This window comes from Pedobacter suwonensis (assembly GCF_044762335.1).
Taxonomy (GTDB): Bacteria; Bacteroidota; Bacteroidia; order Sphingobacteriales; family Sphingobacteriaceae; genus Pedobacter.
The window spans coordinates 1-24,278 of sequence record NZ_JBIWEB010000025.1 but is presented as its reverse complement, the minus strand read 5'-3'; the positions used below and the strand labels follow the sequence as shown (position 1 = coordinate 24,278).

Here is a 24,278-nt window from a genome sequence, read left to right as displayed (position 1 = left end):
ATTTGAATGTTAGTCTTTAGATTTTAAAGGTGTTTTTAGCCGAATGTAGTGTTAGGATAAATATCTTCCGGTATATTGACCCATAGCTTTTCTATCTCAAGCTGGTGCAATTGCTTTTCTAAATCGTTTCTGATTTCAATATATGCCGGATCATAGGCAAGGTTGGTAATTTCTAACGGGTCATTGATTAAATCATACAGTTCATATTGTTTGAAATAAGCTGTAGAAGCATCAAAGTAATAATCGAATTTCCACTTTTCTGTTCTGATACAACGAATACGATTAGCTGCTTTTATAATTGTCCAACTGCTATTGGAGCCTGCCTTAATATCATCATAAGTAAACAAGATACTATGCTGAACAGGAGTATTATTCTCCATTACAGGAAGTAAACTTGTGCCGGCAAGTCCAGCAGGTGGATTTGATACATTTGCAATATCAATAAAGGTGGGCATAATATCTACCAATATTGCCAATGCCATTGATTGTTTTATTTGGTGATCCTTGAATAAAATTGGATTTGAAATGACAAGAGGTACTCTTAATGCTTCCTCATAAGCAACAAAAGTTTTCTGACGCAATCCTCCGTGAGCCAGCCCCATTTCCCCGTGGTCAGATGTTAAAGTAACAATTGCAGCATCTGCCAATTTATTTCCATGCTCATCTTCTTTGTATAATTCTTCAATCAGATATCCAATTTCTTGATCAACATGACTTAATAAATAACCATAAAAATTAATATAGTTTAATTTATCCTCTTCACTGGCTATTTCGCCGAGACTTAAAGCCATATTCATTAAGATTTGCTCCTGTGCCATTGGCTTTTTATTTTCAAGTAAATTTTCATCTACGGTAGCAGGAAGCCCAATTTCTCTCCCCGACCAGCTATCGGGATGATATCCTGAAGTCCCTGCCGATTTCGGGTACGCTAATACGTCATGAGGGTTAACCAGTGAAAGAATAAGACAATACGGTTTATGATTGCCAGAGGCTCTTTGAGCTTTTACTTCTTTCAGATACTGTATGGCTTCAGCTGTATATTTTGCATCGTGATTGGCATATCCGCCACCAAAATTAAGGGGATTAACATCTTCGCCGGCATCTGGAGCAACCCATCCCATTGCGCCGTATAATGAAATATCTGCAGCAGTTAAATCTTCGTAATTTGTTTTAGTTCCATTAGGCGCTACCCCTTTACTCATGTGCCATTTGCCCCTGTATTGTACATCATACCCATCTGCCCAAAGTACATTCATAATATTGGGAAGAGAATTACTTAGTGTTGGTTCTTGCGGAGATAAAAGACCACCTTCCGTTAGTGTTTGGCTTACACCATGTTTGGCAGGATATATTCCTGTAAATAAGGTTGCCCGGCTTGGGGAACACATACAGGTATTGCAAAAAGCTCTGTCAAAACTAAAGCCATTCTTTTTTAGAAACGTTAGCGTCGGGAGATTTTTCTCTTCCATCCGGGCGGAAAATGTTGTGTGGCACGTTGCTCATCAGTAATAATAAGAATCAGGTCAGGCTTTTGGCCAATTTTGTTAAGTTTTTCTTTTAAGGTCATTGTTTGTTAAATTATTATTGGAAAGATGTAAGGTTCTGTTAATTATTCTAAAACCCTCAACAACCATAGGTTTAAAAAGGGGGGGGGCAAAGCCGCAGGAAAAAGTGAAATAGGAATTCGGGATAAGATTTACACTTTTTCGTTTGCTTTACTAAAAATAGGCATATAAAACAGACATTAAAATACTTAATAATAAGTATTTTAATGTATTTATAAATTTACTTTTATGTATTTATTTTCAATTAGAAGATCTGGTGATCTTTGTATCTTGCAACAGGGATAACAGCAGAACTCTTTGATAAATTATTAGTTTTATCCAATATTAAAATTTTAGTTATTTCTAAAATAATTTGTCACCAAATGGTGATATGTAATTTATTTTATCTAAATTACAGCTAGTTGCTATAGCTGAATTCTTGCAGGTATAGTTTCAAAATCACGGGTATCAGCGGTTCTGATGTCGCTAATGTTCTGGTGCATAGAACTAAAAAATCAATATCAAAAATGCTAACGTATTAAGCAGATGTTCCCTTAAAAATGTATGGTGATGTTATGAAAACGTATGTGAAGTTAAAACAGGGGGGTGACCTTGAGGATTAGCGGTTTAATATCTGTTTACCAGGATGTGATTTAACCATCCACAGCGGCACAGAAAATGAAAATAAAGTCGATGGCTGCATCGCGGCGGCAGTAACTAAAATGGCATATTACTTGAGCAGCAATTTATATCTCCTAGGAGATATAAACCCGTTTTAAAAACAGTTAAACTTTTGAAAAAAAATCTGCGCTTAAAAGAAAAAATTTTCCTGATCGCGTATGCTGCCATTTGGTTGTTAGTCTATCTTTTGTCAAGGTTTTTTCTAGAAATATATACAGACGACTTCCCCTCATCAATGTGGAAATGGTTGTTTGTATTCATCGTACCTATTAGCCTTTACGCAACGGTAAGAACATTTTTTTCGAAAGAGTACAAATGGTATTCAGCAATCGGGCATTTTGTGATGTATACTCTTTTAGGTCTGTTTACAGGTAATTACATTATTGTTAATGGTGATATTCTGATCAGTTCAGCGATCAAAACTCCAAGTCTTAAAAGAGCGGAGGTGATAGAGGTTCGTAAGGTATTTTACAAAAGCAGTTTCAACTATACTTCGGTAACACTACAAATTGCTGGAAAAGTTGATACCTTTCAGGGTAGGCCGTTTGTTTACTTTTACCTCAAAAATAGGAAAGCGCTATCAATCAGGTGTGGAAGATCATTTCTACGAAACGAATATGCCTACACCGTTGGCATAGAAAATGGCGAAAAGCTTGGTGCGAGGTGGATGCATTTCAAAGACCAAATCTACCGTGTACGGATTTTACTGGGCATAATTCTGTTGGTGATAGTAGCTGGATTTATAGCATCAACAAAACTGCAGAACAATACGAAAACTGAAACAGTAAAGATTGGTTTTTGGAAACTGATGAGCATTGTAATAGGAATTCTGTTAGCACTTTCTTTGCTTTTTTATGTCGGTCTATTTGTATACGTGAAATTCTTTTCTGGTAAACATTTTTAAATATTTCCTGCAAGGGTTGATCAGGATTGATAAGTTGATCTAATCAAAGCACAAGTCAGGCGAGGGCTAAGACCTTCGGCACTAAGACTTGCGCTGGAATGCAGTTATTCCCCGAAAAAATCACTTATAAGATTATGGTATTCTTCCCCCATCGGCAACTCGAAATCTGTATGAAGAAACTTTGTATCTGAAAATGCATATTCACTGGTTTTGGGATTAAATCCCTGTTTTTTTGTGGATCGCCAATAAAGTCCTTCCCTCTTTTTTGCCAGTCCGGTAAATCGTTGAAATTGATGCCATATTGAAAAAGTAATTCGTTTTTGGCCGAAATACTTAATCTCTCAATTTTGCTTGAAGCTTGAATTCTGCTATGGTTATCCTGCCTCAGTCGCCAATAACATTGGGCGTTTAAGATATTTCTATGTGCATCTTCGCTGCGCCATCTGAATTAGTCCTCAACTGATTTTTTGTTTGGCAATTCTGAAATGCGGCAGTCAAATGCGCCAACGCTTCCCAAAAGAGAGGAGAATTTAGCAATGGCTTCGCCAGCCAAAACTCGATCATTAGCAGTTTCATAAACCCTCATCTTTCCATCTAAATCATTAAACTTCATCTGACCATGGTTTTATAATAAACATATCATTGTCAGCGCTCACGTAATAAAGTTCATCAAAGCCCTCGCTAATTGATGGTAAATTTAAACTTTTAAAAGTTCCTCTTATACCAATTTCAGGAATTTTCTCTTTACCAACGCGCCGATTATTACGGTCGACAGCATTACTTAATTTGGATTGAAAATAATAGCCGATTACTTTGAATTTGTTTGCTTTGGCAATGCTGATGTACTTTGCTCTCTCATCAATAGAGGGGTTTGTGTTATCTATCACGAAAGGCTGAGAAGTAAGGATGCAGGTTTCAATAAATCTGAGTTCTTTATTCCTAGTGTTTAATAAGTCCAAGGAAATATGTACATGCGTTTTAAAAAACTGCTTTTTAAAAAAAGTAGTTTTTCCAGTCGCCTGGATGCCACAAAATATAATTGCCTCCATTTACCTAAAGATTCGGACGTATATATACAAAAAAAGGAAGAATTAAATTAATCCTTCCTTTTTTTGATGCGGAGAGCGAGGGATTCGAACCCCCGGACCTGTTACAGTCAACAGTTTTCAAGACTGCCGCATTCGACCACTCTGCCAGCTCTCCGCTGCAAAAGTACAAACTCAGCTTAACTCTGCAAACTCGGAAAGCTTTTTTTTTATATAAACTTGATAATTACTTAACACAGAGGGAGAAAGAATTATTTCTTCTGTATATTTTCTTCAATCGGCTCCGATTTTTTGAACAAATTAAAGGTCGGGCGGATAATTTTCACACTCCGTTTACTTACATCAACACTGGCATTCAGTTCGAAACCAATCAATAAAATGAGCGAATTGAGGTAAAGCCAGATCATCACCACGATTAATGTACCGATAGAGCCATACACCTTGTTATAGGACGCAAAATGATTAATGTAAAAAGAAAATCCCCAGATGGTAAGAAAGGCCAGGATGGTAGCCAGCCAGGAACCCGCACTAAATAGGCGCCATTTTTTGGTATGTGAGGGTCCGTAGCGGTATAAAATGGAGATGGTAATGAAATAAAGGATAGCCAATAACGCCCAACGGGTAAATTTGATGGTATAACTCAAAAAACTGTCTTTCAGGTGCAGTTCATCGTTGATTTTGTTGAGCAAGATTTCACCTAAGGCCATTGCACTGATGCAGATGATGATCGAAAAGCAGATAATCACGGTGAGTACAAGCGCAATTAAACGTTGTTTGATCCAGCCCCTGGTTTCGATGATTAATGATGATTTATTAAAAGCCTTCATCAGGTTTTTAACCCCATTGGTGGCAAAAAACAGTGCAGAGAAAAAACCGAAAGATAATAAGCCTCTATTTTGATTTTTAATGATATCTTTCAATGTCGCTTCAAAGGCTTCAAACGCATTGTGTGGCAATACCAGCTGGATTAAGTTTAAAAGTTGATCCTGGAAACCCTTAATCGGAATAAAAGGAATTAAGGTGAACAAGAAGATAATCCCCGGGAAAATGGCCAGCATAAAACTGTATGCCAAAGATGATGACTTGTTTACCAATGCATCTTTTCCAATTTCACGAAAGAAAAATGTAGCTACAGTATATAACGGAAGAGGGCTAAAACCAGGCAAAATACATCCTTTGGTCCATTCGATAAATCTAGAATAGAACTTAAGGTGTAATAGCTGCCGGTGTAACCATTCCATTATTTTGATTAATTAAAAAACACCGATAATTTCTCCATAAAATTTTCGGGTGGATTTGTCGGTTTATTTTTCTTCATGTCAACAAATACCAGCGTGGTTGAACCAATGTTAATCAGTTCTTCTTTTTCATTATACAGTTCGTACTCAAAAAAGATCCTGACGCCTGGCAAGGTTTTGATGATGGTTTTTACAGTAATTTCCTGATCGTAAAGGGCAGGTTTAATGTATTTGCACTTTAGTTCCAACACAGGCATCATAATGCCGGCAGCTTCCATTGAGCTATAGCTCATGCCTAAACTGCGCAACATTTCTACCCGGCCTACTTCGTAGTACTGGGCATAATTGCCATAATACATATAACCCATCTGGTCGGTTTCGCCATAACGAACCCTGATTTTTGTACTGTGACTGAACATTATTTAAATATATTTCTTTTGTTTAACGCCTCGCGGTATTTCCTTGCATTAACCTCATGTTCTGCTTTGGTTTCGGCAAAGTTATGGTAACCCGAGAAATCTTCCTTGGCACACATGTAAATGTAATTGTTGTTATCGCGGTTAAGTACAGCATCAATGGCGTTTATGCTCGGCATCATAATCGGTCCTGGAGGTAAACCCGCATATTTATATGTGTTATAAAGCGATTGTACCTGCAATAATTTTCCGGTTACTCTTTTTACCGTAAAATCGTTATTGGCAAAAATCACCGTCGGATCTGCCTGAAGCAATATGCCTTTATTTAAACGGTTTAAATACAAACCTGCTATAATTGGCATTTCCTTATCGTAAAGTGCCTCTGCATCAACGATGGAAGCCAACGTGTACACCTGCGAAGGGGTAAGGTTTAAACTTGCAGCTTTTTGTTTACGGTCTGCTGTCCAGAATTTTTCGTATTCTTTGTGCATACGCTCAAAAAAATCAACCGGCGAAATGTTCCAGTACATTTCGTAGGTGTTTGGAATGAACATGGCGTACACATTATCCTGGTTAAAACCATATTTGCTAATCAGCGCTGTAGAATCCAATACCTTGATAAAACTTAGCGAATCGGCTTCAAGATTGCTGGCCAGGTAGGCGGCAAAATTTTCTTTCTTACGGATGTTATGGAATTTCAATTTAACAGGATCCTGGTTTCCAGCTTTGATCATGTTAATTAAGGTTCGGTTGGTCATTCCTTTTTTCAAGCGGTAACGGCCCGGTTTTATACTTACAGCCAAATTCATTTTTCCGGCAGCAGCTGTAAAAGAAGAAACACTTTTCAAGATATCTTTCTTTTTCATTTCTGAAATTAGATCATCAAAGTTACTTCCGGTTTTGATGTATAGATATTTTTGATTTTCGGTAACGTTAGGGGCAAAGTAACGGCTATAAATATTCAATGAAAAGTAACCGGCAACTAATATAAAAACAAGTGCAATCGCGATTGCAGCTTTTTTGCCTGTACTCATATTTTTTTTTTCTACTTCAGTCATCTGTTATTAAGATACGTGTTTATGGTTGTTTGTTAGATAGTGTAATATTAATTCTGGTACCTATAGGCACTTTGGTTACCGAATCAACGAGCATAGGATCCTGTTTGGTAATAACGGCAGCAGCACTATCGGTAATCGGTCCATCGTACATGATGTTACCCAACGTAAGGTTTGATCCCCTCAAGCTAAATTTAGCTTCATCAATGGTTAGGCCCATCAGTTGTGGAATATCTACTTCTTCGTTTCCACGTCCATCACCCAATACCAGGTTAATCCTTGAGCCAACAGGCACTATTTGTCCCGCTGTGATTGGTTGGCCGCCAAAAGAAGCTTCCAATACGACATCACGGCTTACATCAGGTTTATAGGTAGTATCGCCAAGTTTTAATCTCGAACTCTCTATAATCGCCTGTGCTTCTCTTAGTGTTTTAAACGCAATATCAGGGAATTTTGTATTCGGTGTTTTGCCCGCGTTAATGGTTAAATAAATGGTTCGGTTATCTTTAACGAAAGTGTTGGGGTCAGGATCCTGATCAATCACTATGCCAGGGGGCTGATCCATGATAAAAACAGAATCTACTTCATATTTTAGCCCTGCATCTTCCAGTTTCTTCACAGCCTGTTCGAAAGACAAACCTTTTACCATCGGTACATTAAGGCCCTGGCCGTGTTTGGTATAATATCTTAAACTAAAAAAAGCAATCAATAAAAGAACTATAACGGTTACTATAGCGGCTAAAATGTTGTTTCTAAACGATTTGGTTTTTAAATACTCTATAAATTTAGACATGAATCTTAATTTGGGTTATGCGTACAAGCTCAAATGTAACTATTTTAAATGACGGATGGGATGATCGAATCTAATTCTTCACTCAATCACTCAATCATTCAATAATTCTCATCCAGGCATACTAAAGCACAAAGATATTTATATTTTTGAGGATATATTTATATTCAATTTCTATTTATAAAAGGATTTTTAACATGAAGAAAACGATAGCATTGTTAACAGGCGGTACCACAGGCGAATGGGTTGTTTCAGTAAAAAGCGCAGCTACCATTGCTCAGCATATCGATCCAAATTTATACGATGTGTATAAGATTATGCTAAACGAGAAAGGCTGGTTTTATGAGCCTGCCGATTCTGTTAAAATTGAAATTGATAAAAATGATTTCTCCTTAACGCTGGACGGAAGAAAAATTAAATTTGACGGCGTTTTTATTGCTATACATGGTTCTCCCGGTGAGGATGGAAAATTACAGGGCTATTTTGATATGATTGGCATTCCGTATACCACCTGCGATGCATTAACTTCGTCCATTACCATGAATAAAGGTTATACCAAAGCTATTGTAAATGGTATTGAAAACCTGTATACCGCAAAATCTGTTCAGATATTTAAAGGTGGAAACCATGATTTAGTTCAGATTAAGCGGGATTTACGCTTGCCTTATTTTGTTAAACCCAATAGCGGGGGCAGCAGCATTGGAATGAGTAAGGTAAAACATACTGATGATCTGGAAGAAGCCGTTGAAAAAGCATTTAAAGAGGATAACCAAATTTTAATTGAGGAATTTGTGAGCGGCAGGGAATTCTCGGTTGGCATTTTTGGTTCAGAAGGCCAAGTGATTGTTTTACCTGCAACGGAAGTGATTCCGCAGAATGAGTTTTTCGATTTTGAAGCCAAATATACCCCAGGTGCAACGGAAGAAATTACGCCAGGCAGAATGAATGCTGAAGAGTTGAGCCGTGTGCAGCAGGTGGTAAAAGATGTGTATCGGAGGTTGAACTGCAGGGGCGTGGTACGCATTGATTACTTTCTCGAAGAAGGATCCGGTAAATTTTATTTTATCGAAATCAATACCATTCCGGGACAAACAGCAACGAGTTTTATACCACAGCAGGTAGCTGCAATGGGTATTACCCTGAAAGAGTTTTATACCCGTTTAATGAAAGAAACGCTGGTATAGTTTTCTTTAGCTTTGTCATGCCGGATGCAATGAAGAATCTTCAAATAGTGCCGTTGTATTTATGTATATGTGATTTTTTACGGCGTATGCCTAAGTCGGTATTTTAAAATGATATATATACATACTATTTCGCCAAAGCCCGCGAACCGATGAACATTCAAAAACTGATTGATAAAGGTCTAAAACTCAAAAATTATCCCAAAGATTGGGTGATTTACGAACCTGGCATGCAGCCCCGCTTTGTGTATTTTATCAAATCGGGAGAGGTGCGCATGGTTACGGTGAGTGATGAAGGAAAGGAATTTATTCAGGGCGTTTTTAAAGCCGGGCAATATTTTGGTGAGCCAGCCTTGTTAATCGATCGGCCTTACTTAGCTTTTACCATTGCCAATAAAGACTCACAGCTTATTGCGGTAAATAAGGAAGATTTTTTCGAATTAATTAAAAACGAGCCTGATTTTAGCATGGAGCTGATCCGTACGCTAAGTAAACGGTTATTTTATAAATCGATGATGCTGGAAGAGCTGGCGAGCGAAAAGGCTGATCATCGCCTGTTAACCATTATCAATTACCTCCTCAATGACATGAGCGTAGGCGAAAGTTTAAAAGTAACACGACAGGAATTAGCTGACATGACTGGTTTACGGGTAGAAACGGTGATCAGGGGAACGAAACTATTGGCCGAGAAAGGCCTGATCAAAACGGTAAAAGGAAAAATTGTTAAGATATAGTAACCTTTGGCTTGGTCTACACTGTTAATCAGTAGGCATATAGTCAATAAAATGAATAATAACCTGTTGAAACATTAGGATAATGCCTAAAACATGACTTAGATCATAAATTACTGAATAATTTAAGGGTTATCTTTGTACTATCAAATTAGGAGATTATGGCTGAGTTATCGAAATTCCAGGCTTTTTTGCAATGTAAGTGTCCGAGGTGCCGCAAAGGAGATATTTTTACAGGAAGTACTTATTCGTTCAGGTTGCAAAAAACAAATGTTCACTGTCCGCATTGTAATCTGAAATTTGAGCGCGAACCAGGATTTTTCTATGTAGCCATGTTTGTGAGTTATGCCATGAATGTTGCTGAAATTATTACTATCGGCGTGGCATCGTATATTTTAGGATTGGATTTGCTATATGATAACCTATGGTACTATGTTGGGCTGATATTATCCGGTGTGTTATTGTTGTCGCCAATTAACTACCGCTATTCGAGGGTGATTTTGCTTCACTACCTTACACCTGGGTTACACTATGTGCCTGGAAGTGGTGATTAAAGCGTGATCGTTTCGAATTTCCATGCAATAATATTTCTCGTTATAGTATAATAAACGAAGAAGCGATGTTTGATGTAGAGATTACCCTGATTTAGATATTCTGCTTGCCAGGTATATTTTCTTTTAAATTAAACGCGTTGTTAATAACGTCAACTAACGCTTTTACTTTGTTTTCTGAAGTAAGTTCATATCGATATTCGTCTTCAATACTGCCCATTTTGGTTTCTGTATTTCTGAATTCCATTTTACTGGAAACAAATGCCTTGGCAGAGACGTGGAATTGTGTGGCTCCGGTTTGGTAAATAAGGGTTTTGATATTGTTTTCATTGATTCCCGCACCAGGCATAATGGTAATCTGCCCGTTTGCCCTTTTTACCAGCTGCGCGATTTTTTCCGCGCCCAGTATTGCTGAAGAAGCACCTCCGGAGGTAAGCACCCTTTTTATCTGGAGCGAGATGAGATCCTCCAACGCCTGGTCCATATTGTTACTCATATCAAATGCCCGGTGGAAAGCTACACCCATAGGTTTAGCTAACTCAATAAGTTCAGCACACCTTTCTTTATCAATTGTTCCATCAGCTTTAAGTATCCCGATAACCACACCTTCGCAATTTAATGATTTACAGATTTTTACATCTTGTTTCATGATTTCGAATTCCATTTCGGAATACAAAAAATCTCCTCCGCGGGGACGGATAATCGGCCAGATTTCGATGGATAGATTTTTCTTGGCTAGTGCCAGCTGACCATAACTTGGGGTAGTTCCACCTTCTGCCAGGTTATCACAAAATTCAACTCTTTTTGCACCACCATTTTGGGCAGCCAATGCCGATCGGTAAGAATTGGCACATACCTCTAAGCAGGGAATTACTTCTTTATTCATGGTATTTGGATTCTGGAAACGGTTCTTTTCTTATCGTCGCCCGGAAGTTAATTTCAGGGTCTATTTAAAAGTAAGGATGCTGAAAATCGAGTCTGCATTAAAAATTAAAATCAGATAAATATTTGAACTCAGCTTAATAATAACTTTTGCCTTTGATTAAAAGATCCTGTTTTTCCGCATTGCAGACTGCATAACTAAAACCTTGTTGGATTGCATAAGCGCCATATTCGCCTTTTTTATTGATGGCTAAAAACCCAACCTGAATATTTTTGGCTGTTTCGGGCTTCTTTTTGATAATGCGCATGACCGCCTCCTTACAGGCTGCTTCCGGTGTATACCCCTGACGCATGAGCTCTACTACTAAAAAAGAACCTACATTTCGTACCACTTCTTCGCCCACACCGGTTGAGGTTGCTCCGCCAACCTCATTGTCTACATAAAGGCCAGCGCCAATAATCGGACTATCGCCAATTCTACCATGTAATTTATAAGCCATACCACTGGTGGTACAGGCACCCGAAATATTACCTTTCGCATCAATAGCCAACATTCCAATGGTATCGTGATTGTATTGATTTCCAGGCAATTTTTGCGGCGCTGCTTTTTCGTAAAGTTTATTTTCGATATTCATTACCGGCGCATATTTCGCCGTTTTCAGCCATTCTTTCCACGCTTTTTCGCTGGCAGGCGTAAGCAGGTTCTCTTTTTTGAAACCCTGTTCCAATGCAAACTGTAATGCACCATCGCCAGCCAACATCACATGTGGTGTTTTCTCCATCACTTTACGTGCTACCGATATGGGGTGTTTAATGTGTTCCAATGCTAAAACAGCACCACAGTTACCCAATTCGTCCATAATACAGGCATCAAGTGTAACATGACCATCACGATCAGGCAAACCGCCATAACCTACAGATTGATTTTTTTCATCGGCTTCCGGCACCCAAACGCCCTGTTCTACAGCATCTAAAGCGCGACCGCCAGACGATAAAACTTTCCAGGCATCAGCATTTGCCGCAATTCCAAAATCCCAGGTAGAAATTACGATCGGAATATTTCCTGCTTTTGATGATTTTTTTGGAAAAGCTTGGACAATACTACTTTGATCAATAGCCATCAGTCCGGCTGATAGGGCAGATGCCTTTATAAATTTACGGCGGTTAAACATTGGTGTGGTTTGGTTAACGGTTTAATTGAAATATTGGTTGGGGTTGTTTGGAACTTGCGAAATTATGATTAATCGTTTTACTATGGTGTAAAGATAGCGGTTCGATCATTGATTATTGCTATTCAATGGTAAATCGATCGGCATCTTTTAAAAACGGAAACTGCCTCCTGATTTTAACCAGCTCTTCGTAATTGATACTGAAAGTATATAAATCTTCGTCTTCGGGTTTATAATAAACGGTGTTGCCGTATGGATCCAGACACATTGATAATCCGCTGTGGTAAATCTGGTTTCCATCATGCCCAACACGGTTTACGGCAATTACATAACTTTGGTTTTCGATAGCTCTGGCGGGGATCAGGGCTTTCCAGTGTGCCGATCGTTTATCAGGCCAGCTGGCTACCAGGAGCAAAATATCATATTCTTCGTCTACATTACGCAGCCAAACCGGAAAGCGTAAATCATAGCATATGGCCAATCTGATCTTCCAGCCTTTGAGCTCAACAATGAGTTTGTCTTTACCGGGACTAAAGTGCTGGTCTTCATTGCCCATGCCAAACAGATGGCGTTTATCGTAATGCTGGTGTTTGCCATCTGGCTCCATCCAGATCAGGCGGTTGAAATATTGGTTGTTTTCTTTTATAATTAGGCTACCGGTAACCACGCAATTGTATTGATGTGCCATTTTCTGCATCCATTGCATCGTTTTTCCACCCATTTCTTCGGATAACGCTTCAGAATTCATGCTAAAACCGGTATTGAACATTTCGGGTAAAATAATGATATCGGTTTTCTCCCTCACACCCATTGACAGTCGAAGTGCCAGATTGAGAAGATTTTTTTCAATGTTCTCCCAGAAAAGATAAGCCTGAAAAACAGTTACTTTCAGATTTTCTATTTGGGTATAAACAGGTGCTTCCATGGTATATCGGTTGGTCTGGTTAAACGTTTTTTAATTTTTCGGCTGCCTTTGCGAGGGTATCATTTTCTTTGGCAAAGCAGAACCTGATAATTTTATGGTCAGTTGCCTTTTGGTAGAATGCAGAAACCGGAATGGTGGCCACTCCAAACTCTTTCACCAACCTGATGCTAAAATCGGTATCTTTTTCATCACTGATACTGCTATAACTTGCACATTGAAAATACGAACCATTGCAAGGCAGAAGTTTAAAGCGGCTTTCGGCCAGGAGATTTCTAAAATAATCCCTTTTCAATTGAAAGAAACTGCCAATTTCGGTGTAATTTTTGGGTTCTTTAATGTATTCGGCTATGGCCTGCTGCATGGGACTATTAACGCTGAAAACATTAAATTGGTGTACCTTCCTAAATTCTCTGGTCAAATCCTCTGGTGCCAGGCAATAACCCAGTTTCCACCCTGTAGCATGTAAGAGCTTACCGAAAGAGGCCACAACAAAGCTTCTATGCCTCAATTCGGGATAAGACATTACACTCTGGTGCGTTTGCCCGTCATAAATGAGGTGCTCGTAAACTTCATCGCTTAAAATCACAATATCGGTACCGCTCACGAGTTTTATAAGCGATTTCATGTCGTCTGACGATAGAATGCTGCCCGTAGGATTTTGTGGGGTATTTAAGATGATCATTCTGGTTTTTACCGTAAATAACTTCTTAACCATATCCCAGTCAATGCCATAATCAGGCGGAGCCAGTTCATAAGTTTTGACCAGTCCTCCAAGCAGTTTCACAGTAGGTGCATAACTATCGTAAGCCGGCTCAAAAATAATCACTTCATCACCAGCATTAATAATGGATGCCAGTGCAGTAAAAATGGCCTGTGTTCCACCTGCGGTGACGGTAATTTCTGTATCAGGATTATACCTGATGTTATATTGCTTTTCAACTTTCTCAGCAATGGTTTCTTTTAAAAAAATAGAACCAGGCATGGGTGCATATTGATTGAAACCATCTTTCATGGCTTTATTGACCAATTCAATTAGTTTTGGATCACATGCGTAATCAGGGAAGCCCTGAGAAAGATTAATGGCATTATATTCAGCAGCAAGTTTACTCATCACCGAAAAAATGGTGGTGTTTACGCCGGGAAGTTTAGATTGTATATGAAGCATCTTATAAGCGAAAATAGAAAAAAAAAGTTTAACACTTGAAAGCCTATGGCAAAAGCCCATGATAGGTTGTTGCAATTATTGCATACGGATTTCGCTGAATATCATCACTCGCCTGTATATAACTGTTTAGAAACTAACTACTTGTTTTGGTAAGTTTTACTCCAAGCCATGGAATAATTATAGCTATGAAATTTACGGGAAAAAGATTAGTGCGCTACTGTGGCAGCATCTGAAGAGGCTTCCACTTCAGAAGTAATAAACCTTCTTCCGATTAGTAAACAGCCTAAAGCTATAAAGGCAGCGGCTGTCATAACCAATGGCATCGGCACCACCGAGTGTTCGCTAAACAAACTTACCATTACTGAAGCCAGGGCACCCAATCCCATCTGCAAAGCGCCCATTAAGGCCGATGCACTGCCTGCATTTTTAGAAAACGGAGCGAGCGATAAAGCCGCTGCATTAGGATTAATTAATCCCAGGCAGGCTAAAAATAAGGCGATAAAGCCAATGGTAGTGTATAAGTCCAGCCAGTTATTTAAGGCAAAGATCAAAAATACTAAGCTGAAGATACATTGAGCAATAAGTGCATAAGTGACTATTTTTTTGCTGGTAAACCATTTTAATATCAGACTATTTACCTGACTCGAACCGATAAACGCTACCGACAGCAAGGCGAAAATCCAGCCGTAACCGGTTTTACTTACTTCATATATTTTCATAAATACAGTAGGGGAGGAAGATACATAAGCAAATAAACCTGAAAAGGTGATTGAACTAATTAACGCATAGGTATAAAACTGTGGTTCTTTTAAAACCGTAAGGAAATTGGTTAAAATGGGTTTAGGTTTTAAAGAATAGTTGGGATCTGGTGTATAACTCTCCGGTAGTTTGAACACGGAGGCCAGTAGCATGAAGATGGCCATTAACCCTAAAAATACAAACACATATTTCCAGCCTAACGCAGAGATCAGGTATCCACCTGCAGTTGGAGCCAGCATAGGCGAAACGGCAATGACCAACATCAGTGAAGCGAATACTTTTGGGCTTTCATCTACCGAAAACAGATCCCTAACCATAGCAACCGAGGCTACAGCGGTAGCACAGCTCCCGATGGCCTGTACAAAACGCAGCACAATCAATTGATTTACATCAGTTACGGCTAAACATAAAAAAGAAGCAAAAATATAAAGCACCAAACCAAAGTATAGCGGCTTTTTCCTGCCAAATTTATCTAAAAGCGGTCCGTACAATAATTGGCCGGCAGAAATCCCGATAAAAAAACTGGATAAAGAAAGCGCTACGGTTGATTCGGTGCTTTTTAAATCCTTTGCAATATCAACAAAACCGGGAAGGTACATGTCAATAGAAAAAGGGCCGAGGGCAGCCAGTGAGCCTAAAATAAGGATTAATAAAAAGTGTTGTTTTTTAGCCATGATCTGATTGTGTTCCGGAGGCGCAAAGATTGGGAGATTAAATTTCCTAACCTAATCTGCAGGTTGAAAGATTGTAAAATTGTGATCTGGAATAGAAGAGAAGTCGCGATTAACTGCTTGTGATTAAAATAAATCAATCTCTGTGATAATTCGCCAGATTATATTTAGATTTATTGCCTATGACTTTTAAGACGAAAGAAAGCCGTTTGCTACTCGTTCTGGGTAGCTTTTTTGTAGCAAATGCTATATTATCAGAATTTATTGGGGTTAAATTATTCAGCGTTGAGGAAACATTGGGCTTTAAAAAGTTCAATATCAATTTGCTGGGCGTTCCAAACTTGTCTTTTGTGATGTCGGCAGGGGTATTAACCTGGCCCATTATTTTCATTATGACAGATATTATCAACGAATACTTTGGTGTAAAACAGGTTCGTTTCTTATCTATCCTTACTTCCATTTTAATTGCGTTTGCTTTTCTGGTGGTTTGGGGATCGATGCACTTAAGTGCCGCAGATTTTTGGGTACATCAGAATATCAATGGAGAAGACCTTAATATGAATAATGCCTTTGCGGGGATTTTTGGGCAAGGTATGTGGATTATTGCAGGTTCCATTACGGCTTTTATTATCGGACAGATGGCAGACGTGCTCATTTTCCACCGAATTAAAAAAATTACAGGTGAACGTGCTTTATGGCTGCGTGCAACCGGCTCCACGTTGGTTTCTCAACTCATCGATAGTTTTGTGGTGATTTTTATTGCATTTTATTTAAATCCACAATACCATTATAGCTGGAAAATGGTCGCTGCGATTGGCTTGGTTAATTATACCTATAAATTTGTTGTCGCTATCCTGATGACGCCTATATTGTATATTGTACACACGGTTATCGATAGCTATTTAGGGAAAGATCTAGCCCAAAAACTGATTAAGATGGCCGGGAGAGGATAATTTTTCAATTACCTAAACCATTTGATTAATGAAATATACCTTAAATTAAAGTTAAAAAATTACCTGCGATAGTTTAAAAGGCCGTGGAGTAAACTCAGGTTTAAGATTAATTTATGCTTATTTCGTAGAAGAAAAAAAGATCGTTTTTATTGAACTTTACCATAAAAATGATAAGGAAAATGAAGACCGGCAGCGTATTTGGATAATTTTAAATAAGGCAAAAGGCCGGACTCGCTCCGACCTTTGTACTTAACAACAAAACAAATAAAAAAATTAACCTTAAAAAATAAGTTAGAGGCTGGCCAGTTCGGCAGCAAAAACATTTTCGCTCAATTGCTCCTGTTTATAAATCTGTCTGCCCGTATAGGCCACAAAAACAGATTGATCTAAAAGCAAATCACGGTTTCTAATCAAACTTTCCAGCTTAAGCGTACCTACCACATATTTGTAACTGCTGGCCGCATAACGCTCGCTAATGTTATCAAACTCCAACAACGTAATCAGGTCTTCATCTGCATAACGTAAATAAATTTCCAAAAGAATCTCTTCTGTATGTTTTACGCCGTTTTCTGAATGATATTTTTTGTATTCATAACGGTAGTCGTACCTTAAGGCAGCAATATCAGAGAGTACGGCAGCACCGGTAGGGTGGCCGCCCGCACCTTTACCGTAGAAAAATTGTTTATCTGCAAAAGCTGCCTGAACGGCAACTGCATTGTATTCGTTTTCTACATTGTACAGAAAGTCATCTTTAGCTACGAGTTTAGGTAGTACATAAGTCACAATATCTTTTGTGTTTACCTTACGCGCCGTAGGAACTAATTTAATCTTAAAGTTTTTTTCGCGGGCATATTTAATATCATTGTTGGATAGGTTCTGTATACCAATATTTAAAATAGCATCGGGATTAACAAATAAACCGTAAGCATGCGCTGTAGCAATCGCGAGTTTGTATTTTGGATCGTAGCCGCCCACGTCTAAGATCGGATCAGTTTCCGCAAAACCTAAATCCTGTGCTTCTTTTAATGCCGAATCGTAACTTTGGTTCTCATTGAATATCTTCGACAGGATATAATTAGATGAACCATTAAAAATTCCGCTCAAAGCATGAAACAATTCATTATCGTAGTACTCTTCTAAATTCCTGATAATCGGAATACTGCCACAAACTGCACCTTCATACAATAGTGAAGTTCCGTGCTTTTGTTGTAAATCAACCAGCTCTTTTAAGTGCAAGGCAATCATTTTCTTATTGGCAGAAACTACATTTTTACCGTTTTTTAACGCGTCCGTTACAATTTCATAGGCTGCATCGGCATCATTGATCAATTCTACTATGGTATTGATTTCCGTATTATTCAGTATCTCGTTACGATCAGTCGTAAACAGATCTTGATTAAGGGTACGCTTCTTCCTCGGATCTTTTATCGCAATTTTAATGATCTCCAGGTTTAAGTTCTGGCTTTGGATGATATCCAATAAACCTTGTCCTACTACACCGAAACCAAATAAACCGATTTTTAAATTCTTACTCATTATTGTTTTTATGATTACACAGATAGGTCGGTTACACCGATATAACTGTTCTTATTTTTGTAATTTGTTTTAATTTTTTGCTACGGTATCAAGTCTTTACCCTCCGCCTTTATACCTTCAACCGTCTTCCTTTTCAGGCGGTATGCTGGAGTTTAATGATTTTTTTGTTACGGCTTTCTTTCATAAAGTTTCCGATTACATTGGTCAATGCATTGGTTTCGATTAAGAAACCATCATGTCCGTAATCTGAGTGTAAGGCAATAAATGCTGCCCCGGCAATATGGTCGGCCAGGTATTTTTGCTCCGAAAGCGGGAACAATACATCATTTTCTATTCCGATGACCAGGGTGTTCGCCTTAATTAATTTCAAGGCATCGCCAATACTTTTGCGGTTACGGCCAACATTATGGCTGTCCATTGCTTTAGTTAAATAATAATAACTGTAAGCATTAAAGCGGTTGATCAGTTTTTCGCCCTGATAATTCTGATAAGAAGACGACCTGAAGTGGTCAGTTTTATCGTTAACACTTTCTACCTGTGTACTGCCATAAGCGTCGTAGGTTCTATAGCTTAAAAGCGCAATGCTACGGGCAGTTTTCAAACCTTTGCTACCACCGTTTGGTTGGTTAGCGTAGAAAGTTCTATCGTTAGTAATGGCCAAACGCTGGCTTTCGTTAAAAGCGATACCCCAGGGAGAATGTGCTGCGTTAGTGGCAATTAAAATCAGGTTTTCAATTTTAGCCGGATCTGAAATACTCCATTCAACTGCTTGTTGTCCGCCCAAAGAACCACCTATTAATAACTTGATATAGTCTATGCCTAAATGCGAAGCCAATAACTGGTGTGCTGATACCAAATCGCGAATGGTAAACTGTGGAAAAGACAGGTAATAAGGCAGGCCTGTTACCGGGTTTGTACTCAAGGGGCTAGTGCTGCCATAATGAGAGCCTAAAACATTGGCGCACACAATATAGTGTTCCGCAGGATTGAACAAAGCATTTTGCCCAAACAAACCTTCCCACCATTCAAAAACATCTGCATTGGCAGTAAGTGCATGGCAAACCCAGATTACGTTATCTTTAGCTGCATTTAGTTTCCCATAAGTTTGATAAGCAACCTGCAGGTTACGGATTTTTTTTCCGCTTTCTAATTTAAACTGTTTATGATGATTATATATTGATGCTGTACTCATTATTTTGTTGTATCGGAAGGTAAATGTGCTTAAGCTAATAAACTCTCATTAGCAACTTGTGCGTTAATGGCTGCAAATGCCTGTTCGAAATCAGCTTTAATATCATCGATATGCTCAATACCAACTGAGACCCTTAAGGCGTTAGGTTTTACGCCCGCGGCCAGTTGTTCTTCTTCACTCAATTGCTGGTGTGTGGTGGCCGATGGCTGGATGATCAGCGTTTTGGCATCGCCCACGTTGGCTAGATGCGAAACCAGTTTCAAATGATCAATAACCTGCGTGGCATTTTCTTTGCTTCCATTTAGTTCAAAAGACAGTACGGCTCCAAAACCATTGCTTAAATATTTCTTCGCAAGATTGTTGTATTTGCTACTTGCTAATCCGGGATATTGTACTTCTTTAACCAGCGGATGGTTTTCTAACCAGGTGGCCAGTTCAAGGGCATTATCAACATGGCGTTGTACGCGTAGCGATAGCGTTTCCAGTCCTTGCAACAAAAGAAAAGAATTAAAAGGCGATAGGGCAGGCCCAAGATCTCTTAATCCTTCTACACGGGCACGGATGATAAACTGGATATTACCGAACGGCCCGCCAATGCCAAAAACATCACTAAAAACCAAACCATGGTAACCTGCTGAAGGCTCGGAGAACTGTGGAAATTTCCCGTTTCCCCAGTTGTAGTTTCCGCCGTCAACAATTACGCCGCCGATACTTGTTCCATGACCACCGATCCATTTCGTTGCAGATTCGACCACAATGTTGGCCCCGTGTTCCAATGGCTTAAATAAATAACCTCCTGCACCAAAAGTATTATCAACCACCAACGGGAGATCATATTTTTTGGCAATAGCGGCAATCTTCTCAAAATCAGGCACACTAAAGGCTGGATTGCCGATGGTTTCAAGGTAGATGGCTTTGGTTTTATCGGTAATCTTAGCTTCAAATTCCTCGGGCACATCCGGATTGGCAAAATCTACATGGATACCTAAACGTTTAAAAGCCACTTTAAACTGGTTATATGTTCCGCCATAAATGTGAGAAGAAGAAACAATACCATCACCTGCCTCCAGTATATTATTTAAAGCGATGAATTGTGCAGCTTGCCCTGAGGCCACGGCCAGAGCCGCAACGCCACCTTCCAAAGCGGCAATACGTTTTTCAAAAACATCGTTGGTTGGATTCATGATCCTGGTGTAGATATTACCAAACTCCTTTAAAGCAAATAAATTGGCACCGTGCTCAGCACTATTGAACCCGTAAGACGTCGTTTGGTAAATGGGAACGGCTCTTGAACCTGTTGTTGGATCTATTTCCTGACCAGCGTGTAATTGTAAAGTTTCAAATTTATATGATGTTGACATAATTTCTGTTTTAATTTATGAATTGATGAGATAAATGGCTTTGGGTAGTCCTAAAGCTTAAAAGGCGTATCCCGGTTATCCGGGACCTTCCAGTTTGAGGGAAACAAAAAAGGAAGATTTTTAAATTACTGTATGCAACAGCACATACAAGCCATAGCAGACATATAATTGCAAGTAACAGAAATAGCAACTTGTTTTACCTTTTTAAGGTTTGCATTGGATTCGCTTAGCGATCGAAGATTTAATGTTTTCATCAGTTATAATTTATATCACCAAATAACACCATGTTATCAGGTCAGGAATTGGCACCTTCTCTTTCTGAGGGTTGCCAGTGGGTCATCGAGCCAGTCTCTCGCCACTTCTTTATAAATCAACCTGTGAAGATTGACTTTTATTTAGCTTTCCGCCAAATAATATTTCAAATGTCAGGATTAATTTTTAATACACAAAATAAAATTTTGATTTTTTAATAAACAACTGATAACTAGTTGCTTAATTTTATGTTGCAATGTTAAAATCGAACTTTCGATGTAAACTTAGCACTTAATATGCTAAGTTTGCGCTACCTATTTTAAATATGATTAACATGAAAAACACAAGCGTTTTAAGTTTAAGCCTGCTATTCATGGTGATGTTTGTCAATACAACACATGCCCAGTTTGGAGGTTTAAAAGATAAATTATTAAAAATCGGGACCGCCCAGGGTGCCAAAGCCTTAGGGGTAGACAGGTTTCTGAAACAGCCAGCTGCCATTACCACCAGTTTTGAAGATGTAAACAGGGAAGGTGAAAAAATGCCCGACTTTATTACTTCGTTAAATTTAAAGGCACAACCATTATATTTACTACCTAAAAATCCAGAGGGTGGCTTTATACTTTGTGAGGGGCTTTATGAGATGACCAACAAAAGTTATTGTTTAAAGGCCGGAACATTTGCGCCGTCAAAAGGAGATGGCTATATGTTCGCTCCTGTACTAGGTCCTAAGGAAGGAATAGTGGTTGCGATATTGAAAAGCGCAGAAAAACATCCTGAGGTGGATCAACATGACATCCAGGCGCTGCTGTGGACCATTATTGCCAGAACAAAATTTGCTGATTTTAACGGACAGGTAAAATTAACTGCTGTAAAATTATTAACCCCGAGTCAGATTACACAATTGGAGGGAGGCGCCCTGGGTGTATTACCTTTTGATGTAATGGAAAAGGCTAAAGACCAGTTGCCAGCGGGTGTAAAGGCGGTTTTTGAGGCAGAAAACAATATCAGACAGCTGGTAGCTTCCGGAAATTACACTTATGCTGATATGGAAAAATATGCAATTGTAGCGGGTATGGCTCCACCAAGAAGCGATGTGCCAAGCGGCATCTGGACCAAACATCCTGATGGTTATTACATACGTTATTTTCCTTCGGGTTATTCAGTTACCAAAGTACAGGTATACGTGCCAAAGGAATTGATGGCAAATGGGAACAAATTGGTTTATGATGCTGCAGGAGATATTGCTTGCCCTGCGAATACGGGATCACAACGTTTGGCACAAACAAATGAACCACTGGAAGCGAACTATTCTTTGAAATTAAGTAAGGTTTGTAATCCGAAATAGATTTTTAATCCTATAAGGTTTCAAAAACCTTATAGGACTGTAGAAAACTTTAGCTTAACGCCTGCTCTAAATCGGCAATAAGATCATCTGCATGTTCCAGTCCAACGGAAATACGGAGCAGATTTTTAGGCGTTTTGCTATCCGGCCCCTCTACTGAGTAGCGATGTTCGATTAAACTCTCCACACCACCTAAACTGGTCGCCTGTGCAAATAACCGGACCTTATTCGCCACTTTATGAGCGGCTTCAACACCACCTTTAACCAGGAACGACATCATGCCACCAAAATCTTTCATCTGTTTTTTTGCAATACCATGTTGCGGATGGTCTTCCAGTCCGGGATAAAAAACGGCTTCTACATTTGGATGTTTATTTAAATAGTGAGCGATAATCTTCCCGTTTTCACAATGCCCTTTTATGCGGTAGGCCAGGGTTTTTATGCTTCTGCTTAATAAAAAGCAATCGAAGGGTGATGGAACGGCACCACCGGTTTGCTGTATGTTTTTGATTTTCTCCCACAGCTCATCTTTCTTCGCTGTCACCAAAATTCCGCCAAGCACATCGCTATGGCCACCAAGGTATTTCGTGCTGCTGTGCATGACAATATCTGCTCCTAATAAAATTGGATTTTGTAGAATAGGGGAAGCAAATGTACTATCGCAGACCATGGTGATATTTTTAGCCTTAGCTATTTTAGCAATCTCTTCTATATCAGTAACCTTCAATAGTGGATTGGATGGTGTTTCGATCCAAATTAGTTTTGTATTGGGCTTAATGTTTGATTCTATTAGCGACAAATCGGTCTGGTCAATAAAATCAAAATCCAGGCTATTGTTAAAAATCGTAAGCAATTGTTTTTTAATGCCCCAATACATATCGTCTGGTGCAATAATGTGACTGCCTGGTTGCAAAGCCTGAAACAATGCCAAACCGCAGGTATTACCCGAAGAAAATGCTGCTGCATCTTCACCATATTCCAGTTTAGCTACAGTGTTTTCTAAAGCAGACCGGTTTGGATTGCTTACCCTGCTATACATGTGTCCGCCAGGATAGCCACCATCTTCGTCACGAAAAAATGTGGTAGATAAATTAATAGGCGGCGTAACATCACCTGTATTGATTTTTACAAGATTAGCGGCGTGAATAGCAAGGGTTTCTGGTTTCATGATGATTGATTTTGGACGATGTAATATGGGTATGCTGTTTAATAATTTAGCGCTAATTTAAGGTTAGTAACGGTTTTGGCAAGATTTATGTAACAAGTTTGACAAAATTTAAATTACATAGAAAATGAAAAGATTATTTATAGCTATCGCAATTGCATGTTCTACCTTAGTCATGTTACAAAGTTGTAATACTGCAAAAAGAGTAACTGCAGGCGTAACGGGTAGCAGAGGTACAGTTGTTCGCGAATGGGTAGTGAGCAATGTAGCTTTGGAAGGTCTGCCTGATGGTGCTGTTCAGGGCTTATTTGGCGAGAAATCTTATAAATGTTTTGAGGGAAGTACATGGAATTTAACCAATAGTGGTAATGGGTCTTATACCTTACCTGCATCAAGTACCTGTGGTGCTGTAATGCAGACCATTTTCTGGTCGGCTGCCCCTAAAGATCAAACCTTCCAGTTTAAAAAAATATACGAGGGTGACAAAGCAAAAAATGTAACTGAAGGTTATCGTTTGGTATTAACTGAACTTTCAAGCACACAAATGGTATTAAAATCACCAATTGAATTTGGTGGCAGAACTGCAAACATTATTCTAACTTTTGTGCCTGCAGCCAGATAATATTTAACATCGAAAAACATACCCTTAAAGCACTTCTGAAAAGAGGTGCTTTTTTTGTTTGGTGCGCCGGGCATGGCAATCGACTATAGGGTTAGAGTCCCGAACACGCTCTGCAGTAGGAAGTGCTAGCCAGAGACAAGGGTG

At 39.0% G+C, this 24,278-nt stretch carries 23 protein-coding genes, 1 tRNA gene, 1 pseudogene and 1 riboswitch; of the genes and pseudogenes, 7 read left to right on the top strand and 18 right to left on the bottom strand.

What is annotated here, in order from left to right:
- Nucleotides 1-35: 35 nt before the first annotated feature.
- Nucleotides 36-1,469: a sulfatase family protein gene (locus ACIQXP_RS23510; RefSeq protein ID WP_387508218.1), complete on the bottom strand. Its 1,434-nt coding sequence runs from the start codon at nt 1,467-1,469 to the stop codon at nt 36-38.
- Between the two features lie 868 nt (nt 1,470-2,337).
- On the opposite strand from ACIQXP_RS23510, the gene ACIQXP_RS23505 reads away from it, so the two are divergent.
- The gene (locus ACIQXP_RS23505) at nt 2,338-3,129 is read left to right on the top strand and encodes a hypothetical protein (protein ID WP_387508219.1); all 792 of its coding nucleotides are present in this window, start codon (nt 2,338-2,340) and stop codon (nt 3,127-3,129) included.
- A 124-nt stretch (nt 3,130-3,253) separates the two neighbouring features.
- Here the strand turns inward: ACIQXP_RS23505 and ACIQXP_RS23500 are convergent.
- From ACIQXP_RS23500 to ACIQXP_RS23465, 8 genes and pseudogenes are all read right to left on the bottom strand, one after another.
- Nucleotides 3,254-3,565: pseudogene (locus ACIQXP_RS23500) on the bottom strand (hypothetical protein); the annotation flags it as partial.
- 12 nt (nt 3,566-3,577) lie between these two features.
- A complete protein-coding gene (locus ACIQXP_RS23495; RefSeq protein WP_293742005.1) occupies nt 3,578-3,742 on the bottom strand; it encodes a hypothetical protein in 165 nt (54 codons plus the stop codon).
- Nucleotides 3,732-4,178, bottom strand: coding sequence for an AAA family ATPase (locus tag ACIQXP_RS23490; protein ID WP_387508220.1), 447 nt, complete (start codon nt 4,176-4,178; stop codon nt 3,732-3,734). The genes ACIQXP_RS23495 and ACIQXP_RS23490 overlap by 11 nt, the downstream gene beginning before the upstream one ends.
- Nucleotides 4,179-4,247: 69 nt before the next feature.
- Nucleotides 4,248-4,332 (bottom strand) — tRNA-Ser (locus ACIQXP_RS23485).
- 94 nt (nt 4,333-4,426) lie between these two features.
- Nucleotides 4,427-5,416, bottom strand: coding sequence for a YihY/virulence factor BrkB family protein (locus ACIQXP_RS23480; protein ID WP_387508221.1), 990 nt, complete (start codon nt 5,414-5,416; stop codon nt 4,427-4,429).
- A gap of 8 nt (nt 5,417-5,424) precedes the next feature.
- A complete protein-coding gene (locus tag ACIQXP_RS23475) occupies nt 5,425-5,832 on the bottom strand; it encodes an acyl-CoA thioesterase (protein WP_090979446.1) in 408 nt (135 codons plus the stop codon).
- Complete coding sequence (gene mltG, locus ACIQXP_RS23470) at nt 5,832-6,887, bottom strand: endolytic transglycosylase MltG (RefSeq protein WP_293742008.1); 1,056 nt, start codon at nt 6,885-6,887, stop codon at nt 5,832-5,834. Before mltG ends, ACIQXP_RS23475 begins: the two co-directional genes overlap by 1 nt.
- A 19-nt stretch (nt 6,888-6,906) precedes the next feature.
- Nucleotides 6,907-7,677: a PASTA domain-containing protein gene (locus tag ACIQXP_RS23465; protein WP_293742009.1), complete on the bottom strand. Its 771-nt coding sequence runs from the start codon at nt 7,675-7,677 to the stop codon at nt 6,907-6,909.
- 194 nt (nt 7,678-7,871) lie between these two features.
- On the opposite strand from ACIQXP_RS23465, the gene ACIQXP_RS23460 reads away from it, so the two are divergent.
- The 3 genes from ACIQXP_RS23460 to ACIQXP_RS23450 all read left to right on the top strand — a co-directional run bounded on the left by ACIQXP_RS23460 (nt 7,872) and on the right by ACIQXP_RS23450 (nt 10,140).
- A complete protein-coding gene (locus ACIQXP_RS23460) occupies nt 7,872-8,858 on the top strand; it encodes a D-alanine--D-alanine ligase (protein WP_293742010.1) in 987 nt (328 codons plus the stop codon).
- Nucleotides 8,859-9,007: 149 nt separating this feature from the next.
- Nucleotides 9,008-9,589: a Crp/Fnr family transcriptional regulator gene (locus ACIQXP_RS23455; RefSeq protein WP_293742011.1), complete on the top strand. Its 582-nt coding sequence runs from the start codon at nt 9,008-9,010 to the stop codon at nt 9,587-9,589.
- A gap of 158 nt (nt 9,590-9,747) precedes the next feature.
- The gene (locus tag ACIQXP_RS23450) at nt 9,748-10,140 is read left to right on the top strand and encodes a DUF983 domain-containing protein (RefSeq protein WP_293742012.1); all 393 of its coding nucleotides are present in this window, start codon (nt 9,748-9,750) and stop codon (nt 10,138-10,140) included.
- Nucleotides 10,141-10,231: 91 nt separating this feature from the next.
- Here the strand turns inward: ACIQXP_RS23450 and ACIQXP_RS23445 are convergent, their stop codons facing one another.
- From ACIQXP_RS23445 to ACIQXP_RS23425, 5 genes are all read right to left on the bottom strand, one after another.
- Nucleotides 10,232-11,023 (bottom strand): copper homeostasis protein CutC, encoded by a 792-nt coding sequence (locus ACIQXP_RS23445; protein ID WP_293742013.1) that lies wholly within the window; start codon nt 11,021-11,023, stop codon nt 10,232-10,234.
- A gap of 133 nt (nt 11,024-11,156) precedes the next feature.
- Nucleotides 11,157-12,191 carry a glycosylasparaginase gene (locus ACIQXP_RS23440; RefSeq protein ID WP_145854607.1) on the bottom strand — a complete coding sequence of 345 codons (1,035 nt, stop codon included), beginning with the start codon at nt 12,189-12,191 and terminating at the stop codon, nt 11,157-11,159.
- A 118-nt stretch (nt 12,192-12,309) separates the two neighbouring features.
- A complete protein-coding gene (locus ACIQXP_RS23435; RefSeq protein ID WP_387508225.1) occupies nt 12,310-13,113 on the bottom strand; it encodes a nitrilase family protein in 804 nt (267 codons plus the stop codon).
- A gap of 19 nt (nt 13,114-13,132) precedes the next feature.
- Nucleotides 13,133-14,278, bottom strand: a complete 1,146-nt coding sequence (locus ACIQXP_RS23430; protein ID WP_387508227.1) for a methionine aminotransferase — start codon at nt 14,276-14,278, stop codon at nt 13,133-13,135.
- A gap of 206 nt (nt 14,279-14,484) precedes the next feature.
- Complete coding sequence (locus ACIQXP_RS23425) at nt 14,485-15,711, bottom strand: multidrug effflux MFS transporter (protein WP_387508229.1); 1,227 nt, start codon at nt 15,709-15,711, stop codon at nt 14,485-14,487.
- Between the two features lie 179 nt (nt 15,712-15,890).
- Between ACIQXP_RS23425 and ACIQXP_RS23420 the strand changes: the two genes are divergently transcribed.
- Nucleotides 15,891-16,661, top strand: a complete 771-nt coding sequence (locus tag ACIQXP_RS23420; protein WP_387508231.1) for a queuosine precursor transporter — start codon at nt 15,891-15,893, stop codon at nt 16,659-16,661.
- A 291-nt stretch (nt 16,662-16,952) separates the two neighbouring features.
- Here ACIQXP_RS23420 and ACIQXP_RS23415 read toward each other — a convergent pair whose 3' ends face one another.
- The 3 genes from ACIQXP_RS23415 to ACIQXP_RS23405 all read right to left on the bottom strand — a co-directional run bounded on the left by ACIQXP_RS23415 (nt 16,953) and on the right by ACIQXP_RS23405 (nt 20,750).
- Entirely contained in the window at nt 16,953-18,197 is a 1,245-nt protein-coding gene (locus ACIQXP_RS23415; RefSeq protein WP_387508233.1) for a homoserine dehydrogenase, read from the bottom strand.
- A gap of 133 nt (nt 18,198-18,330) precedes the next feature.
- Nucleotides 18,331-19,389 carry a homoserine O-acetyltransferase family protein gene (locus tag ACIQXP_RS23410; RefSeq protein WP_387508235.1) on the bottom strand — a complete coding sequence of 353 codons (1,059 nt, stop codon included), beginning with the start codon at nt 19,387-19,389 and terminating at the stop codon, nt 18,331-18,333.
- 29 nt (nt 19,390-19,418) lie between these two features.
- Nucleotides 19,419-20,750 (bottom strand): O-acetylhomoserine aminocarboxypropyltransferase/cysteine synthase family protein, encoded by a 1,332-nt coding sequence (locus ACIQXP_RS23405; protein WP_387508237.1) that lies wholly within the window; start codon nt 20,748-20,750, stop codon nt 19,419-19,421.
- Between the two features lie 261 nt (nt 20,751-21,011).
- A riboswitch (SAM riboswitch) is annotated at nt 21,012-21,122 on the bottom strand.
- 214 nt (nt 21,123-21,336) lie between these two features.
- Between ACIQXP_RS23405 and ACIQXP_RS23400 the strand changes: the two genes are divergently transcribed.
- Complete coding sequence (locus ACIQXP_RS23400; protein ID WP_387508239.1) at nt 21,337-22,350, top strand: hypothetical protein; 1,014 nt, start codon at nt 21,337-21,339, stop codon at nt 22,348-22,350.
- Between the two features lie 49 nt (nt 22,351-22,399).
- On the opposite strand, the gene ACIQXP_RS23395 is transcribed toward ACIQXP_RS23400, so the two are convergent.
- Nucleotides 22,400-23,515, bottom strand: coding sequence for a trans-sulfuration enzyme family protein (locus tag ACIQXP_RS23395; RefSeq protein WP_387508241.1), 1,116 nt, complete (start codon nt 23,513-23,515; stop codon nt 22,400-22,402).
- A 124-nt stretch (nt 23,516-23,639) separates the two neighbouring features.
- Here ACIQXP_RS23395 and ACIQXP_RS23390 point away from each other — a divergent pair, with 124 nt between their 5' ends.
- Entirely contained in the window at nt 23,640-24,134 is a 495-nt protein-coding gene (locus ACIQXP_RS23390) for a hypothetical protein (protein WP_293742027.1), read from the top strand.
- Nucleotides 24,135-24,278: the final 144 nt, after the last annotated feature.

Bases quoted from the DNA above. Each gene is read 5' to 3' on its own strand.
- ACIQXP_RS23510 (WP_387508218.1), bottom strand. From the start codon at position 1,469: ATGGAAGAGAAAAATCTCCCGACGCTAACGTTTCTAAAAAAGAATGGC.
- ACIQXP_RS23495 (WP_293742005.1), bottom strand. From the start codon at position 3,742: ATGAAGTTTAATGATTTAGATGGAAAGATGAGGGTTTATGAAACTGCT.
- ACIQXP_RS23490 (WP_387508220.1), bottom strand. From the start codon at position 4,178: ATGGAGGCAATTATATTTTGTGGCATCCAGGCGACTGGAAAAACTACT.
- ACIQXP_RS23480 (WP_387508221.1), bottom strand. From the start codon at position 5,416: ATGGAATGGTTACACCGGCAGCTATTACACCTTAAGTTCTATTCTAGA.
- ACIQXP_RS23475 (WP_090979446.1), bottom strand. From the start codon at position 5,832: ATGTTCAGTCACAGTACAAAAATCAGGGTTCGTTATGGCGAAACCGAC.
- mltG (WP_293742008.1), bottom strand. From the start codon at position 6,887: ATGACTGAAGTAGAAAAAAAAAATATGAGTACAGGCAAAAAAGCTGCA.
- ACIQXP_RS23465 (WP_293742009.1), bottom strand. From the start codon at position 7,677: ATGTCTAAATTTATAGAGTATTTAAAAACCAAATCGTTTAGAAACAAC.
- ACIQXP_RS23460 (WP_293742010.1), top strand. From the start codon at position 7,872: ATGAAGAAAACGATAGCATTGTTAACAGGCGGTACCACAGGCGAATGG.
- ACIQXP_RS23455 (WP_293742011.1), top strand. From the start codon at position 9,008: ATGAACATTCAAAAACTGATTGATAAAGGTCTAAAACTCAAAAATTAT.
- ACIQXP_RS23450 (WP_293742012.1), top strand. From the start codon at position 9,748: ATGGCTGAGTTATCGAAATTCCAGGCTTTTTTGCAATGTAAGTGTCCG.
- ACIQXP_RS23445 (WP_293742013.1), bottom strand. From the start codon at position 11,023: ATGAATAAAGAAGTAATTCCCTGCTTAGAGGTATGTGCCAATTCTTAC.
- ACIQXP_RS23440 (WP_145854607.1), bottom strand. From the start codon at position 12,191: ATGTTTAACCGCCGTAAATTTATAAAGGCATCTGCCCTATCAGCCGGA.
- ACIQXP_RS23435 (WP_387508225.1), bottom strand. From the start codon at position 13,113: ATGGAAGCACCTGTTTATACCCAAATAGAAAATCTGAAAGTAACTGTT.
- ACIQXP_RS23430 (WP_387508227.1), bottom strand. From the start codon at position 14,278: ATGCTTCATATACAATCTAAACTTCCCGGCGTAAACACCACCATTTTT.
- ACIQXP_RS23425 (WP_387508229.1), bottom strand. From the start codon at position 15,711: ATGGCTAAAAAACAACACTTTTTATTAATCCTTATTTTAGGCTCACTG.
- ACIQXP_RS23420 (WP_387508231.1), top strand. From the start codon at position 15,891: ATGACTTTTAAGACGAAAGAAAGCCGTTTGCTACTCGTTCTGGGTAGC.
- ACIQXP_RS23415 (WP_387508233.1), bottom strand. From the start codon at position 18,197: ATGAGTAAGAATTTAAAAATCGGTTTATTTGGTTTCGGTGTAGTAGGA.
- ACIQXP_RS23410 (WP_387508235.1), bottom strand. From the start codon at position 19,389: ATGAGTACAGCATCAATATATAATCATCATAAACAGTTTAAATTAGAA.
- ACIQXP_RS23405 (WP_387508237.1), bottom strand. From the start codon at position 20,750: ATGTCAACATCATATAAATTTGAAACTTTACAATTACACGCTGGTCAG.
- ACIQXP_RS23400 (WP_387508239.1), top strand. From the start codon at position 21,337: ATGAAAAACACAAGCGTTTTAAGTTTAAGCCTGCTATTCATGGTGATG.
- ACIQXP_RS23395 (WP_387508241.1), bottom strand. From the start codon at position 23,515: ATGAAACCAGAAACCCTTGCTATTCACGCCGCTAATCTTGTAAAAATC.
- ACIQXP_RS23390 (WP_293742027.1), top strand. From the start codon at position 23,640: ATGAAAAGATTATTTATAGCTATCGCAATTGCATGTTCTACCTTAGTC.